Here is a 15,352-nt window from a genome sequence, read left to right as displayed (position 1 = left end):
AAGGCGCACCACATGCCCAGCACCACCGTGACCGTCGGCTCCGCAGTCGGTCTCCACGCTCGCCCGGCGACCCTGATCGCAGAAGCCGCGGCCGCCCTCGGCTCATCGGTCACCCTCGCCGCAGACGGCGGCGACCCGGTCGACGCTGGAAGTGCACTGATGATCATGACGCTCGGCGCAGAGAAGGGCGCGACCATCACCGTCGAGAGCGACGACCAGTCCGCAGTCGACACCATCGCGGCTCTGGTCGCGAAGGACCTCGACGCCGAATAGAGCTCCTCTTTCGACACGAACGCCGAAGGCGCCCGCATCCGTGCGGGCGCCTTCGATGTTCCAGCGGTCAGGCGCAACACGCCCTAGACGATGAGGTCTGCGAGTTCTCCCGCCAGCGCGGACGGCATCCGCACATGCAGACGAGTGCCGTCGGCAGTGTGCTCGGTCGACAGCACATGAGCGTACTGGTGCAGCCGTGAGATCACCTCGCCCCGGGCGAACGGCACCTGGAGTTCTGCTTCGACATCGTCACGCTGGACAAACGCGGTGATGCGGTCGAACAGCCCGGGCAGCCCTTCGCCGGTGCGGGCGGACACGAAGACCGCGTCGGGGAACTCCGCACGCAAGGTTGTCATGCGCACATCGTCGATCGCGTCGATCTTGTTGATCACCAGCATCTCAGGCGGTGGTGGGAGCTTCTCCTCGTCGAGAACCTCGCGCAGCACCTGACGGACCGTGGAGATCTGCAGGTCCGGGAAGGGATCGGCGCCGTCGACGACGTGGATCAGCAGATCCGCGTCGACCGCCTCTTCGAGCGTCGATCGGAACGCTTCCACGAGTTGTGTGGGCAGATGCCGGACGAAGCCGACCGTGTCGGTGAAGACCACTTCGTGTCCGTCGGCGAGTTCCGCGCGACGGGTAGTCGGGTCAAGGGTGGCGAACAGCGCGTCCTGCACCAGCACACCGGCCCCGGTCATGGCGTTCACGAGGCTCGACTTGCCCGCGTTCGTGTAGCCGACCACGGTGAGCGCAGGAACGGTACCGCGGCGGCGGGCCGCGCGTTTCACGGTGCGCGCCGTCTTCATTCCCCGAATCTCCTTACGGAGTTTCGCCATCCGCTCACGAATACGGCGGCGGTCGGTCTCGATCTTGGTCTCACCGGGTCCACGGAGGCCGACGCCGCCGTTGCTACCGGCACGGCCGCCGGCCTGGCGGGACATCGACTCGCCCCAGCCGCGCAGACGCGGGAGCATGTACTCCATCTGGGCGAGGGACACCTGCGCCTTGCCCTCTCGCGACGTGGCGTGCTGAGCGAAGATGTCGAGGATCAGCGCGGTCCGGTCGATCACCTTGACCTTGACGACCTTTTCGAGCGCGGTCAGCTGGGCGGGTGTCAGCTCACCGTCGCAGACGACGGTGTCGGCACCGGTGGCCAGGACGACCTCGCGTACCTCCTGCGCCTTTCCGGACCCCAGGTACGTGGCCGGATCTGGTTTGGAGCGGCGCTGGAAGAGTGCTTCGAGAACCTCGGAGCCCGCGGTCTCGGCGAGGGCGGCGAGTTCGGCGAGGCTCGCTTCGGCCTGCGCGAGAGTGCCGGACGTCCAGACGCCGACGAGCACAACGCGCTCGAGTCGGAGCTGGCGGTACTCGACTTCGGTGACGTCGTCGAGCTCGGTGGACAGTCCGACGACACGTTGCAGTGACGCACGATCGTCGAGGGCGAGTTCACCGGTGGTGGGATGTTCGGGGGTGTCGATGTGAGTTTCAGTCATTCTGTGCACCATTGTGCCCGGTGAGGTGTGCAGGATGCACGTGACTTTCCGGCGAGGCCGTCTAGAGAACGGCCCAGCCGGGATTGAGCTCACCGCGGGCGACGAGCCGCGACGGTCCGCGCAGGACAGCTGCGCCGTCGGCGACGGTCACCACAACGTCCCCGCCGGGGATGGTGATGCCGACGACTCCGGCGTCGCGTCCGATCCCGTGGAGCGCGGCACTCGCCGCAGCGACGAGACCGGTTCCGCACGATCGTGTCTCCCCCACTCCCCGTTCGAACACACGCATGTGCGCGGTGAAGTCGACGTCGGTGTCGGCCGGGGCCAACGGCGTGAGGACCTCCACATTCGCACCGTTCGGGAACACTGCGGCGTCGAGCTGCGGGCCGGTTGTCAGATCGAGTGCAGCGAGCGCGTCCACCGTGAGTCCGTCGACGACGCAGGCCAGGTGCGGGTTGCCGACGTCGACGCGCTCGCCGATGTAACGACCGCGAGCGATGCCGACCGCGCTCGAACCGTCGAGTCGGACCCGACCCATCGCGACGCTGACGTCGGCGGTGACCGCGTCGAAGTGGTGCACCACCACCGGTCGGGACCCGGCCCGCGAGCCGACGGCGAACGAGTCCGAGTCGACGAGTCCTGCGGCCCGGCAGTAGTGGGCGAACACCCGGACACCGTTACCGCACATCTCGGCGATCGACCCGTCCGCGTTTCGGTAGTCCATGAACCAGTCGTCGGCGGCGACGCCGTCCGGCAGAGCGTCGATCACACCCGCGCCGACGAGTGAGCCCGCTGTGGCTACGCGCAGCACCCCGTCGGCGCCGACACCTCGCTGCCGGTCGCACAATGCGCTCACCAGGTCAGTCGTCAGATCGACGGACACCGTCGGATCCGGGATGAGCACGAAATCGTTCTGCGTACCGTGGCCTTTGACGAACGAGAGTGCGGGCGCTGCTGTCATGAAGGCGATTTTACGCGTCGAGCGCGCGGAGGGCGTCGTCCATGAGCGCGCGTGACGCCCCGTCGAGCCAGATGGCCCGGTGGTCCCGCCGAAACCACGACCTCTGTCTGCGGACGTAGCGTCGAGTCCCGATGAACGTCAGCTCCTGCGCCGTGTCCAGGTTGTACTCGCCGTCGAGGTGAGCGAGCATCTGCGCGTAACCGATCGCCTGCGACGCGGTCTTCCCGTCGCGCAGTCCCTGCTCGCACAGTGCGACGACCTCGTCCCGGAAGCCCGATGCGAACATCTGCGCCGTCCGTTCCTCGATACGAGCGTCGAGCAGTTCGCGCTCGCGGTCGACAGCCAGGATCCGGGTGGCCCAACGCGGCTCCCCGATGGTCGGAGCGGACGCTGCGAACGGTCGGCCGGTGATCTCGACCACTTCCAGCGCCCGCACGATCCGTCTGCCGTCCGTGTCCAGGATCGTCGATGCTGCAGCTGGGTCCACCTCTCGGAGACGTGCGTGCAGCGCGAGTGATCCGATCCGGTCGAGCTCCGCCTCGTATCGAGCCCTCACGTGTGCATCGGTGGCTGGAAACTCCCAATCGTCGAGCAGGCCCTGCACGTACATCATCGATCCGCCGACGATGACCGGTGTGACGTCGTCCGCCAGCAACGTCTCGATCACCGCGGTCGCCGCGGCCTTGTAGCCGGCGACGGTCGCGGTCTCGGTGACGTCGAGGACGTCGAACAGGTGATGGGGTATTCCGCGCCGCTCGTCAATCGGCGGTTTTGCGGTCCCGATGTCCATCCCCCGGTACTGAGCCATCGCGTCGACGTTGACGATCTGCCCGTCGAGACGTTCGGCGAGGTCGAGGGCGAGTGCCGACTTTCCGCTGGCGGTGGGCCCGACAACCGCGATCGGGGCGGTCACCGGAGAGTCCACGTGGCGACCGTGTACCCGACACCGAGCGGTGCATCCGCATACCGGAGCTCCGACGTCATCTCGTGTCCGCGAGCCAGTGCGGCGAGAACTTGCAGAGCGACCCGCCCACCGACTCCGTCGACTTCACACGCCGCGGGATCAAGTGCGGCCAACGCCTCCAGGTCGGCCGACGCGATCGCGTCGTCGATCCTTCGCTGCAGCTCGTGTGCAGATGCGCGGTCACCGCCACCCGGTGCCGACGGCGTCAACGCAGTGGCGCCATCGGCGACGACCAACACGCCGACCGGGATCGGGTAGTCGTTGATGCTCGCCGCGAGGTCGAGCCCCGCCGACGCTGCTTCCAGCGGCGTCCACGACGGATCCACCACGAGCGGCCGAATGGACGCGGCCGGCGCCGTCTCACCGCGCAGCCATGCGGCGATCAGCATCGTGAGCGGAGACGGCTCGTCATCGCCTCCCGCCCGAAGTGTGACCGGCACATCAACGCCGTATGACGAGAAACGCCTGTTCGGACCGTCGGCGCCGATCGCGACCCACCTGTCCGCCACGGCACCGAGACTCTCGCCTGCGGCCAGGGCTGCAGCGCGGACGCCGATCACCTCGGCCGCGTCGGGCCCGGACAATTCGGGGACCAGAATCGGAGCACTCGGGACGATCGCAACCTGGGCTAGCACGGGACCGACCGTACCGGGATCGCTGCAGCTTTACCCAAATCTGCGGTGGGCGGCCCCGCGCCCCGATCTGACCTGCTTGAATGAAGTCCGTAGTGAACGGCAGCCGTGACGCGCGGCGATAACAGTAGGGACACCCGAGATGACCAGCCCGACCCCCGCCCCCAAGCCAGGTCCGACGACGTCCGGGCCCAAGCCCGGCCCTCGCCCACATGGTGCACCGACCCCTGCGGTCCCGGTACACCACGTGGCCGTCGGCGATCCGTCCAAGCACGGTCGCATCGACGCGGACGGAACCGTCTGGCTGATCACGTCATCGGGCGAACGCAGTATCGGGTCGTGGCAGGCGGGAACGGTCGACGAGGGGTTGGCTCACTTCGCCCGAAAATTCGCCGACCTCGCGACCGAGGTCGAGATACTCGAAGAGCGCCTCGCGGCCAGGTCCGGCGATCCCCGCAAGACCCAGACCGCAGCGGCGCATCTCCTCGAGGAGCTGCCGAACGCCCAGGTGATCGGCGACGTAGACGAACTCACCACGCGTCTGGCCGGAATCGTCTCGAACGCCGACGGCGTCGCGGAAGAGGTGAAGGCCGAACGCGGTGAACAGCGTGCATCGGCGATCGCCCGCAAGGAGGAACTCGCCGCCGAAGCCGAGAAGATCGGTTCCGAGGGCACGTCGTGGAAGACCGGCGGCGACCGCCTTCGCGCGATTCTGGACGAGTGGAAGACGATCAAGGGCGTCGACCGCAAGACCGACGACGCGTTGTGGAAACGGTTCTCCAAGGCGCGGGACGCGTTCAACCGCCGACGCGGCGCGTACTTCGCCGACCTCGATCGCGAACGTGCCGGCGCCAAGTCGCGCAAGGAGGAGCTGATCGCTCAGGCCGAGGCGCTCTCGTCGTCCACCGATTGGGGGCCGACCGCCGGCCGCTTCCGTGATCTGCTTCAGGAGTGGAAAGCCGCGGGCCGTGCGCCGCGCGACGCCGACGAAGCACTGTGGGTGCGTTTCAAGGCAGCCCAGGACGTGTTCTTCGCCGCGCGCAACGCCGTCAACTCCGAACGCGACGCCGAGTTCGCAGAGAACGCTAAGGCAAAGCTCGATCTCCTCGCTGAGGCCGAGTCGTCCATCGACCCGGAGAGGGACCTCGAAGCGGCCCGTACTCAGTTCCGCGCGTTCCGCGACAAGTGGGAAGAGATCGGCAAGGTCCCCCGCGAGCAGATGCACGCCCTCGAAGGACGGGTCCGCGCCCTCGAGAAGGCGCTTCGCGACGCTGAGGACGCCGACTGGAGTCGTACCGACCCCGAAGCACAGGCACGTGCGGCCCAGTTCACCGAGCGCGCCGAGAAGCTCGAGGAGCAGGCCGCGAAGGCCGCCGAGGCGGGCAAGGACCGGGACGCCGCGAAGTTCCGCGAGCAGGCCACGCAGTGGCGCGAGTGGGCAGGCGCCGCGCAGTCCGCGCTCTCCGACCGGTAGCCGGCCACGGTCGGGCGCCGAGTCAGTTGCCTCCGGTGCCCGACTTCCGCTGGAGAGCGAGGCCGGCCGCTTCCTGCTCTGCTGCCTTCTCGCGGCGTTCGGCCTCCAACGCGAGGTGGTAGTTGCTGCGCGCCCAGACCGTGCGCGACCAGTGGAAGGTCAGCACGATCACGGCGAACCAGCCGAGGAGCAGTCCGATGCCAGCACCCGACGGCACGGTCCAGTCGGCGACACCGACGGTGTTCCGCGTCCAGATCGCCAGCATGCCCGCGACCGATGCGACGGCAGAGCCGCAGAGGGCGAGCCAGGCCAACACCCACCGCCGGGTGAGCAGAGCGACGATCGAGAAGCCGATTCCGAAGATCACCAGCAGGTAGACGAACACCCGCGAGGGAAGCGCGATCGCTTCGGCGTGCGCCGTGTCCGACATGGTCATGACGTCGAGACCGTTGGCGGCGCCCGCATGCGGCAGGATCACCGACAGCAGCGCGACCAGCACGCAGACGGCCACGACCACGGCGCGCGCGCCGGGATCGATCTCGCCTGCGACCTTCTGCTCGGCCTTCTTCAGGTCGTCTTCGTATTCGCCGAACGTCGACGTCTCGTCCGCACTCATGCGCATCCTCCAGTTCCGCAGGCCGAAGCCGTTTCGACGATCGGCGACGCGCCTATCATCGGCATTCCGAGTCCCACGCCGACAGGAGCCGTCGTGGGTGTGGTCCCCGCTTGATGAGCGTCGCCGGCTCGAGTCCGTCGGACCGAGGCGACGCCGGCGTCGGCGATCAAGTGGTGTGGTGCGGCCTCGGTGATCGTGCTCGTCACGATGTCACCCGGGCGGACCGAGGTGCGGTCGTCGACGGCGAAATGCACAAGCCGACCGTCACGGGCGCGGCCCGTCATCCGGCCGGTCGCCGAACTCTTGCGTCCCTCGTCGGCGACGACGAGCAACTCCACGTCGGTGCCGACGAGTTCCTCGTTCGCTTCCAGGCAGATGCGTTCCTGCAGTTTGATGAGCCGCTGATACCGCTCGGTCACCACGTCCTGCGGAACCTGGTCGGGCATGGTCGCAGCGGGCGTGCCGGGACGCGCCGAGTATTGGAAGGTGAACGCGCTGGAGAAGCGGGCCTTCTCGACGACGTCGAGAGTCTCGACGAAGTCCTCTTCAGTCTCGCCGGGGAACCCGACGATGATGTCGGTCGTGATCGCGGCGTGCGGCATCGCCTCGCGGACACGCTCGAGGATGCCGAGGTACTTGGCCTTGCGGTAACTGCGACGCATCGCCTTGAGCACCCGATCGGAACCCGACTGCAATGGCATGTGCAGTTGCGGGCACACATTGGGAGTCTGTGCCATCGCCTCGATGACGTCGTCGGTGAACTCGGCAGGGTGAGGCGACGTGAATCGGACCCGTTCCAGGCCCTCGATGTCTCCGCAGGCACGAAGCAGCTCGGCGAACGCCCCTCGGTTGCGAGGTGTGTCCGGGTCGGCGAACGACATGCCGTAGGCGTTGACGTTCTGGCCGAGCAGCGTCACCTCGAGGACCCCTTGATCAACGAGTGCCTGCACTTCCGCGAGCACGTCACCCGGTCGGCGATCGACCTCCTTGCCGCGCAGCGACGGGACGATGCAGAACGTGCAGGTGTTGTTACAGCCGACCGACACCGACACCCAACCCGAGTATGCCGAGTCCCGGCGTGCCGGCAGCGTCGACGGGAAGGTCTCGAGCGAGTCGAGGATCTCGACCTGCGCCTCTTCGTTGTGCCTGGCGCGCTCGAGCAACGCGGGCAGCGATCCGATGTTGTGGGTGCCGAAGACGACGTCCACCCAGGGCGCCTTCTTCAGGACGACGTCCTTGTCCTTCTGTGCGAGGCAGCCGCCGACGGCGATCTGCATTCCCGGCCGGGCGGACTTCACGGGCGCGAGGTGCGACAGGTTGCCGTACAGCTTGTTGTCGGCGTTCTCGCGAATTGCGCAGGTGTTGAAGACGACCAGGTCGGCGTCGTCACCATCGGGTGCGGCGATGTACCCGGCGTCCTCGAGCAATCCGGCGATGCGCTCGGAATCGTGGACGTTCATCTGACACCCGTAGGTCCGTACCGAATACGACTTCATCGCTGCACCACTCACCCCTCCAGATTACGTGGCGGGGCAAATCGACCGGACCGCCGATCTTTACACGTCTGAAACACAGTTCTTCGCCAGTCCTGCAGACCTGTGGCCGTTGCCACAACTACGTTGGTACACATGAACGACTCGAACGTCACACCGATGATCTCGATGACGCATGTTCAGAAGCACTATGGCGACCTCCATGTGCTGCAAGACATCACTATCGAGATCCCACGCGGCCAAGTGGTCGTCGTGCTCGGGCCGTCAGGCTCGGGCAAGTCGACTCTCTGCCGCACCATCAACCGACTCGAACCCATCGACAGCGGCGAGATCCGGATCGAAGGTGAACTGCTTCCGGCCGAAGGCAAGGACCTCGCGCGCCTGAGATCCGATGTCGGCATGGTCTTCCAGTCCTTCAACCTCTTCGCCCACAAGACGATCCTGCAGAACGTCACGATGGGTCCGACGAAGGTCCGCAAGGTGAGCTCCGCCGACGCCGAGAAGAAGGCGCTGGAACTCCTCGACCGTGTCGGTGTCACCAAACAGAAGGACAAGTACCCGGCTCAGCTGTCCGGTGGTCAGCAACAGCGCGTCGCGATCGCCCGCTCGCTCGCGATGGATCCGAAGGTGATCCTGTTCGACGAGCCGACGTCGGCGCTCGACCCCGAGATGGTCTCCGAAGTGCTCGACGTGATGGTGTCCCTGGCCCGTGAAGGCATGACGATGGTCGTCGTCACCCACGAGATGGGCTTCGCCCGCAAAGCCGCCGACCGCATCATCTTCATGGCCGACGGCGCGATCGTCGAGGACACCGATCCGGAGAGCTTCTTCACCGCACCCAAGTCCGAACGGGCCAGGGACTTCCTGTCCAAGATCTTGGGGCACTGACATGACCAGACCCTCTCCCCTACGACGGCTCGCCGTCGTCGCGGCGGTGATCGCCGTACTGGCGACCGTGTTGGCCGCATGCGGCAGTTCCGAGCCCCGCAATCTCCTCGACTCGATCCGCAACGGCAAAGTGATCCTCGGAACCAAGTTCGACCAGCCGGGCATGGGCATGCAGAAGCCCGACGCGTCAGTCGTCGGATTCGATCCCGAGGTGTCTGAGTTCGTCGTCAACCACATCGCCGACCAACTCGGCGTCGCCCACCCGGAGATCTCGTGGCGTGAGACGCCGTCCGCGCAGCGCGAGACGCTGATCAACAACGGCGAGGTCGACATGATCGCCGCCACCTACTCGATCAACGCGGCACGCTCCAAGAAGGTGGCGTTCGCAGGCCCTTACCTCATCACCTACCAGGGACTTCTCGTTCGGCAGGACGACGACACTCTGACCTCGCTGACGGATCTCAACAACGGTAAGAAGCTCTGCTCGGTGTCCGGGTCGACACCCGCGCAGAACGTGAAGGCACAGCTCAGCGGCGTGCAGCTGCAGGAGTACGACTCGTACTCGTCGTGCGTCGAGGCACTGCGCCGCGGCAAGGTCGACGCGCTGACCACGGACGAGACGATCCTCGCCGGATACTCCAATCGGTACCCCGGCGAGTTCAAGCTCGTCTCCATGACATATCCGAAAGACGCGTGTGTGAAGGACGCCCTGAAGAAGGCCGGAGCGCCTTTCTCGAAGGAGCGTTACGGCATCGGCATGGCGCAGGAGTATCCGGAGGCCGTGGACGCTGTGAACAAGGCACTCACGGCGATGCTCGTCGCCCCGCCCGGCGGCCAGTCCCCGTGGGAGATCGCGCTGCGCGAGAACCTCGGAGACAAGGACGTGGACGCGTTCGCCGCTCGCGCCGACGACCCGAAGGTCGACTACGATCTGCTGCCCACAGTCGGCGACCTCGAATTCCTGACAAGCAAGTCCACACCCTGTGAAGGAGCCGCCTGATGTCCACACTCTGGGACACCATGGGCCCGGCACTGTGGCCCGCATTCTGGGTGACGATCAAGCTGACGCTGATCTCCGCAGTCGGAGCTCTCATCTGGGGAACGCTCCTCGCAGCGATGGCTGTGTCGCCCGTTCCGATCATGCGCGGGTTCGCGAGCACGTACGTGAACATCGTCCGCAACACCCCGCTGACCCTGATCGTTCTGTTCTGCTCCGTCGGCCTCTACCAGAACCTCGGTCTGGCGATGGCGCCCGAGGACAGCGATTTCATCGTCAACAACAACTTCCGACTCGCGATCCTCGCGTTTGTCCTCTACACGGCGACGTTCGTTTGCGAGACTCTCCGTTCCGGCATCAACACCGTTCCGCTCGGGCAGGCCGAAGCCGCACGGTCACTTGGCATGTCGTTCCCGCAGGTGCTCGGCCTCGTTGTTCTTCCGCAGGCAATGCGGACGGTCATCGCCCCGATGGGATCGGTGCTGATCGCCCTCACCAAGAACACGACGATCGCATCGGTCATCGGCGTTGCTGAGGCATCGCTGCTGATGAAGACCGAATTGGAGACCAATGGAGATCAGATCATGGCGATCTTCGCCATCATCGCGGTCGGCTTCATGATCATCACGCTGTCGGAGGGCGCCGTCTTCGGCTGGGCCGCCAAGCGATGGGCGGTGAAGCGATGAGTCAGCAGGCGACCGTCCTCTACGACGCACCGGGCCCACGCGCCCGAACCCGCAACATGATCAGCACCGTCGTCTTCCTGGCGGTACTGGTGGCCGTGATCGTGTACATCGTCATGGCGTTGAACGACAACGGCCAGCTCACCTCGGAGAAGTGGGAGCCGTTCACGCAGGCCGGCACGTGGACGACATGGATCCTCCCCGGCATCCTCGGCACTTTGAAGGCTGCGGTGCTCTCCGTCGTCTTCGCATTGGTCCTCGGCGCGGTCCTCGGCGTGGGACGCCTGTCCGATCATGCCTGGGTGCGAAAGCTGTCCGGCGTGCTCGTCGAGGTGTTCCGCGCGATCCCCGTGCTGATCCTGATCTACTTCGCCTACTACTTCTTCGCCGCATACGCGGTGGTCCCGTCGTCGCAGTTGGCGTTCGCGGCCGTCGTCTTCGGTCTGACCTTCTACAACGGTTCGGTGATCGCCGAAATCCTCCGGGCGGGCATCGAATCACTTCCGAAGGGGCAGGCCGAGGCCGCGCAGTCGATCGGCATGCGCAAATCGCAGATGATGCGACTCATCCTGCTCCCCCAGGCAGTGACGGCGATGCTGCCCGCCCTGGTGTCGCAGATGGTCATCGCCTTGAAGGACAGTGCCCTGGGCTACGCGATCGGATACATCGAGGTGGTCCGATCAGGGCAGAAGGCCGCATCGTACTTCGGCAACTATCTGCCGTCGCTGATCGTGGTAGCGGTGATCATGATCGTGTTGAACTTCGCGCTCACCACCCTCGCGCGCCGCATGGAGCGGCGTCTTCGCGAGGGCAAGCGGAAGTCGGGCAAGCTGCCCGCGCTCGACGCCGACGCTCCGAAGGCCGACGCGGGCGGCTGATCGATCAGTCAGCGGCCTCCCGCCGGGCGGCGATCACGTCCTTCACCACGGAGGTGATCACGTCCGGCGGGTACCCGCGTCGTCCGAGCGCCCCGGTCAGTCGACGGTAGGCCTTCGCCCGCACGGCGGGGTCCGCGAGGTCAGCGGCGTCGAATGTGAGTTTCTTCTCTGCGAGGGTGTACGCGATCTCTCGTTCGGCGTCGGCGTCGATCGTCTCGAGAGCCTCTGCGGCGACGTCGTCGTCGATCCCCTTGGTCCGAAGTTCACGTTTGAGGGCGAGCCTGCCCCGCTGCGACGTGGCACTGCGCGACCGCACCCATTGGTGCGCGAACTCCGCGTCGTCGAGCAGATTCCACTCGTCGAGTCGTGTCATGGTTCGTTCGATCTCGTCCGGCGGGAACTCCCGCGCGACGAGCCGATCATGCATCTCCTGACGACTGCGGGCCCGTGCGCCGAGGAGCCGCAGTGCGGCGTCCCAGGCGGACGGGCCCGAGCCGGTGGATTTACGCTCCACCGTGGACTCCGATCAGAAGTCGACGGGTTCGGGCGCCACCGCGTCGGCGTCCACGGCGTCACGACGACCGATACCGAGCTTGTCCTTGATCTTGGTCTCGATCTCATTGGCGATGTCGGGATTCTCGATCAAGAAGGTACGGGCCTTCTCCTTGCCCTGACCGAGCTGGTCGCCCTCGTAGGTGAACCACGAGCCGGACTTTCGAATGAAGCCTTCAGCGACACCCAGGTCGATCAGCGAGCCTTCGCGGCTGATGCCGTGGCCGTACAGGATGTCGAACTCGGCCTGCTTGAACGGCGGTGCGACCTTGTTCTTGACGACCTTGACACGAGTGCGGTTGCCGACAGCGTCGGTGCCGTCCTTCAAGGTCTCGATACGACGCACGTCGAGGCGGACCGAAGCGTAGAACTTGAGCGCCTTGCCGCCGGTTGTGGTCTCCGGCGAGCCGAACATGACACCGATCTTCTCGCGAAGCTGGTTGATGAAGATCGCGGTGGTGTTCGAGTTGTTCAAACCGGAGGTCATCTTGCGGAGGGCCTGGCTCATGAGGCGAGCCTGCAGGCCGACGTGACTGTCGCCCATCTCTCCTTCGATCTCGGCCTTCGGCACCAGAGCCGCGACGGAGTCGATGACCAGGATGTCGAGGGCACCCGAGCGGATCAGCATGTCGGCGATCTCCAGCGCCTGCTCTCCGGTGTCGGGCTGCGACACGAGGAGGGCGTCGACGTCGACGCCCAGCTTGGCGGCGTAGTCGGGATCGAGCGCGTGCTCGGCGTCGATGAACGCCGCGATGCCGCCCGCAGCCTGTGCGTTCGCGACCGCGTGCAGCGCGACGGTGGTCTTACCCGACGATTCCGGGCCGTAGACCTCAACGACGCGGCCGCGAGGCAGGCCTCCGATGCCGAGCGCGATGTCGAGCGCGACCGAACCGGTCGGGATCACCTCCATCGGCGGGCGAGTGTCTTCGCCCAGTCGCATGACCGAGCCCTTGCCGAAGTTCTTATCGATCTGCGCGAGTGCGAGGTCGAGCGCCTTCTGTCGATCGGTGACGGGTGCCATGCTGGTCTCCTCGTTCTGGTCTTTCTCCGGCTCATCCGGCGGTTCTGAGACCACCGTAGAGCCGACCTCCGACAATTTCGTCGTGCCGTTCCGAGTCTGCGTTGTGGTGCTGGTGTCCGAGACCTTGCTGATCGTCTTCATACAAGGTTGGACGCACGGAACGGCGATTCGGTTCCACTGCAGTCTAGCGAACAGATGTTCGACTGCAAGCGACACGCCCGAACATCGTGTGACGGAACCTCACCAACGTTCCGGCGGGACCTCAAAATCGCGGCAGAGTGCACGCCACACTTCGCGCGGATCCACACCGTCGGCGATAGCCTGAGCGCCTGTCCTGCCACCCAGTTCGATGAGCACGTGGTCGACGAGCATCGCATCCGACCGCAGGCGTCCGAATTCGATGCCGACCATCTCGTTGAACTCTGTCAGACGCATGTCAGGGGCGCTCTCGTGAGGATTCGACGAACGATCGGGACAGGATCGACGGTCGCGGCCGCTCCTGCCCCGATCCGCCGAGCGTTGACGGTGTACGACGGATCGTCGAGTACCTTCTCCACGGCGGCGGCGATCGCAGCCGGAGTCGCCGGGCGGACGATGACGCCCGCTCCGGCGCGCGACACTCGATTCGCCAGTTCCCACTGATCACCGCCACCGGGCACGGTCACGACGGGCACGCCTGCGAGCAGGGCCTTGGCGAGCATCCCGTGTCCGGCCCCGCAGACGGCGACCGCCGCATCGACCAGGACGTCGTCCTGACGAGCGGTTCCGGCCACGAGTGCCGACGGGGCCCGGACGCCCGCCGGGGGCGGAGTGAGGGCGGAGTACACCACACGCACCGGACGCACGGACGACACATCGGCGAGCCCCTCCAGAGCCGCGCCACCGAGGTCGGCCTCACCGGAGCGTGCCGTCGACGGAGCGATGACGACGAGCGGCCCATCGACGCCCGGACGATCGAACACTGCGTCGGTCGGCTCGTGCAGAAGCGGTCCGATCAGGTGAGTCCGCTCGGGCCAGTCAGGTCGGTGCACCTCCAGGCCCGGCAGGGTCGCGACGAGGCGAGCGGCGGGCTGCGGCTTCGGCGGCAGCATGATCCCGCGTCGAGCGACCGCTGTGGCGCGCTCCCCGGACGCGACCGCGCGCGCGCTCATCGACCGCAGCACCGTGTCGCGCAGTCGTGTAGCCGTGGTGTGGCCAGCCGCCATGCCGGCTCCGATCGGCGGGAGTCCACGCGACTGCTCGTACAGCGGGTGCGGTGACAGCTCGATCCACGGAACACCGAGCAGTTCGGCGGCCCATCCCCCGGCGCGGGTGATCACGTCGCTGACCACGAGGTCCACGTCTGCCTCTGCCAGTTCGGGAGCAAGAGCCAACGCCATGCGAGCTGCTCGTGCACTGAGCTTGGCGCCCGCATCGTCGTCGTCTTCCCCCGGCAGTGCGGCGAGACCGGGCAGTTCCCGGACGCTCGCCCCGGAACGCGACTCCTCGGTCGACCAGCGGCCACCGGTGTAGACGATCACCTCATCGCCTGCGGCGACAAGCTTCGACGCGAGTCCGAGCGCTGGAAAGGCGTGGCCGGCGTCGGAGCCCGCCACCACCGCGATCCGAGTCAGTGCTTCTCCGTGTCCACCGCGGGTGTGGAAGGTGCTGGAGCAACCTGGCCCGCGGCGGGTTGAGTGCCCGCGGTGAGCGATCCCCCATTCATGCTGGCGCGGATCTGCTCGAGACGGGCGTGGCCGGCGAGCTGCACGCCGGCGGCCTCGACTTCCGCCATGCGGCCTCCGATCGATCCCTTGGCCAATTCCGCGGATCCGAGCGCGTTCGCGTAGCGACGTTCGATCTTGTCGCGCACCTGGTCGAGGCTCGGTGTGTTCCCCGGAGCCGCGAGCTCACTCATGCTGTTGAGCGAAGCGCTGACCTGCTCCTGCATCTTGGCCTGCTCGAGCTGACTGAGCAGCTTGGACCGCTCGGCGAGCTTCTGCTGCAGGGCCATCGCGTTGCGCTCGACTGCCTGCTTGGCCTGCGCAGCCGCTGTCAGCGACTGGTCGTGCAGCACCTTGAGATCTTCGACGTTCTGCTCAGCGGTCACCAGCTGCGCGGCGAACGCCTCTGCGGCATTCGTGTACTCCGCAGCCTTCGCGGCGTCGCCCGCGGTGGCGGCCTGATCGGCGAGAGTGAGCGCTTGGCGGGCGTTGCCCTGAAGCTTCTCGATCTCCTCGAGCTGGCGGTTCAGTCGCATCTCCAACTGACGCTGATTGCCGATCACGGCGGCCGCCTGCTGCGACAGCGCCTGGTGCTGACGCTGGGCGTCCTCGATGGCCTGCTGGATCTGGACCTTCGGGTCGGCGTGCTCGTCGATCTTGGAGTTGCCCAGAGCCATCATGTAGTTCCAGAACTTCACGAAGGGGTTCGCCATGCCTAGTTCCT

At 66.4% G+C, this 15,352-nt stretch carries 17 protein-coding genes; 6 read left to right on the top strand and 11 right to left on the bottom strand.

The features are described from left to right. The first annotated feature begins 12 nt into the window (after positions 1-12). The gene (locus tag JVX90_RS06835) at positions 13-273 is read left to right on the top strand and encodes an HPr family phosphocarrier protein (protein WP_205331638.1); all 261 of its coding nucleotides are present in this window, start codon (positions 13-15) and stop codon (positions 271-273) included. A gap of 83 nt (positions 274-356) precedes the next feature. On the opposite strand, the gene hflX is transcribed toward JVX90_RS06835, so the two are convergent. The 4 genes from hflX to JVX90_RS06815 all read right to left on the bottom strand — a co-directional run bounded on the left by hflX (position 357) and on the right by JVX90_RS06815 (position 4,326). Further along, a complete protein-coding gene (gene hflX / locus JVX90_RS06830) occupies positions 357-1,766 on the bottom strand; it encodes a GTPase HflX (protein WP_205331637.1) in 1,410 nt (469 codons plus the stop codon). A gap of 61 nt (positions 1,767-1,827) precedes the next feature. After that, positions 1,828-2,727, bottom strand: a complete 900-nt coding sequence (dapF, locus tag JVX90_RS06825) for a diaminopimelate epimerase (RefSeq protein WP_205331636.1) — start codon at positions 2,725-2,727, stop codon at positions 1,828-1,830. A gap of 10 nt (positions 2,728-2,737) precedes the next feature. Further along, positions 2,738-3,640, bottom strand: a complete 903-nt coding sequence (gene miaA / locus JVX90_RS06820) for a tRNA (adenosine(37)-N6)-dimethylallyltransferase MiaA (protein WP_240194080.1) — start codon at positions 3,638-3,640, stop codon at positions 2,738-2,740. After that, positions 3,637-4,326 (bottom strand): hypothetical protein, encoded by a 690-nt coding sequence (locus JVX90_RS06815; RefSeq protein ID WP_205331634.1) that lies wholly within the window; start codon positions 4,324-4,326, stop codon positions 3,637-3,639. Before JVX90_RS06815 ends, miaA begins: the two co-directional genes overlap by 4 nt. A gap of 139 nt (positions 4,327-4,465) precedes the next feature. Here JVX90_RS06815 and JVX90_RS06810 point away from each other — a divergent pair, with 139 nt between their 5' ends. After that, positions 4,466-5,797: a DUF349 domain-containing protein gene (locus JVX90_RS06810; RefSeq protein ID WP_205331633.1), complete on the top strand. Its 1,332-nt coding sequence runs from the start codon at positions 4,466-4,468 to the stop codon at positions 5,795-5,797. Positions 5,798-5,819: 22 nt separating this feature from the next. On the opposite strand, the gene JVX90_RS06805 is transcribed toward JVX90_RS06810, so the two are convergent. Together JVX90_RS06805 and miaB are read right to left on the bottom strand one after the other, a co-directional pair. Continuing rightward, positions 5,820-6,413: a hypothetical protein gene (locus JVX90_RS06805; RefSeq protein ID WP_008379273.1), complete on the bottom strand. Its 594-nt coding sequence runs from the start codon at positions 6,411-6,413 to the stop codon at positions 5,820-5,822. Beyond that, on the bottom strand, positions 6,410-7,909 hold the full coding sequence (gene miaB / locus JVX90_RS06800; RefSeq protein WP_205332307.1) for a tRNA (N6-isopentenyl adenosine(37)-C2)-methylthiotransferase MiaB: 1,500 nt from the start codon (positions 7,907-7,909) through the stop codon (positions 6,410-6,412). Before miaB ends, JVX90_RS06805 begins: the two co-directional genes overlap by 4 nt. A 156-nt stretch (positions 7,910-8,065) precedes the next feature. On the opposite strand from miaB, the gene JVX90_RS06795 reads away from it, so the two are divergent. From JVX90_RS06795 to JVX90_RS06780, 4 genes are read left to right on the top strand one after another with little or no spacing between them, the layout of a single operon-like run. Next, positions 8,066-8,794 carry an amino acid ABC transporter ATP-binding protein gene (locus JVX90_RS06795; protein WP_205332306.1) on the top strand — a complete coding sequence of 243 codons (729 nt, stop codon included), beginning with the start codon at positions 8,066-8,068 and terminating at the stop codon, positions 8,792-8,794. Position 8,795: 1 nt separating this feature from the next. Beyond that, on the top strand, positions 8,796-9,794 hold the full coding sequence (locus JVX90_RS06790) for a glutamate ABC transporter substrate-binding protein (protein WP_205331632.1): 999 nt from the start codon (positions 8,796-8,798) through the stop codon (positions 9,792-9,794). Then, positions 9,794-10,477 (top strand): amino acid ABC transporter permease, encoded by a 684-nt coding sequence (locus JVX90_RS06785; protein ID WP_205331631.1) that lies wholly within the window; start codon positions 9,794-9,796, stop codon positions 10,475-10,477. The genes JVX90_RS06790 and JVX90_RS06785 overlap by 1 nt, the downstream gene beginning before the upstream one ends. Next, the gene (locus tag JVX90_RS06780) at positions 10,474-11,352 is read left to right on the top strand and encodes an amino acid ABC transporter permease (RefSeq protein WP_205331630.1); all 879 of its coding nucleotides are present in this window, start codon (positions 10,474-10,476) and stop codon (positions 11,350-11,352) included. The genes JVX90_RS06785 and JVX90_RS06780 overlap by 4 nt, the downstream gene beginning before the upstream one ends. A 4-nt stretch (positions 11,353-11,356) precedes the next feature. Here the strand turns inward: JVX90_RS06780 and JVX90_RS06775 are convergent, their stop codons facing one another. The 5 genes from JVX90_RS06775 to JVX90_RS06755 form a co-directional block, all read right to left on the bottom strand. Continuing rightward, positions 11,357-11,866 carry a regulatory protein RecX gene (locus JVX90_RS06775; protein ID WP_205331629.1) on the bottom strand — a complete coding sequence of 170 codons (510 nt, stop codon included), beginning with the start codon at positions 11,864-11,866 and terminating at the stop codon, positions 11,357-11,359. Positions 11,867-11,878: 12 nt separating this feature from the next. Further along, positions 11,879-12,925, bottom strand: a complete 1,047-nt coding sequence (recA, locus tag JVX90_RS06770; RefSeq protein WP_008379280.1) for a recombinase RecA — start codon at positions 12,923-12,925, stop codon at positions 11,879-11,881. A 240-nt stretch (positions 12,926-13,165) separates the two neighbouring features. Then, the gene (locus JVX90_RS06765; RefSeq protein WP_205331628.1) at positions 13,166-13,360 is read right to left on the bottom strand and encodes a DUF3046 domain-containing protein; all 195 of its coding nucleotides are present in this window, start codon (positions 13,358-13,360) and stop codon (positions 13,166-13,168) included. Beyond that, positions 13,351-14,520 carry a nucleotide disphospho-sugar-binding domain-containing protein gene (locus tag JVX90_RS06760; RefSeq protein WP_240194079.1) on the bottom strand — a complete coding sequence of 390 codons (1,170 nt, stop codon included), beginning with the start codon at positions 14,518-14,520 and terminating at the stop codon, positions 13,351-13,353. Before JVX90_RS06760 ends, JVX90_RS06765 begins: the two co-directional genes overlap by 10 nt. Before the next feature lie 14 nt (positions 14,521-14,534). Continuing rightward, complete coding sequence (locus JVX90_RS06755) at positions 14,535-15,341, bottom strand: PspA/IM30 family protein (protein WP_205331627.1); 807 nt, start codon at positions 15,339-15,341, stop codon at positions 14,535-14,537. Between the last annotated feature and the right edge of the window lie 11 nt (positions 15,342-15,352).

It is taken from the genome of Gordonia sp. PDNC005 (genome assembly GCF_016919385.1).
GTDB lineage: Bacteria > Actinomycetota > Actinomycetes > Mycobacteriales > Mycobacteriaceae > Gordonia.
This window is presented reverse-complemented; position numbering and strand designations above follow the sequence as displayed.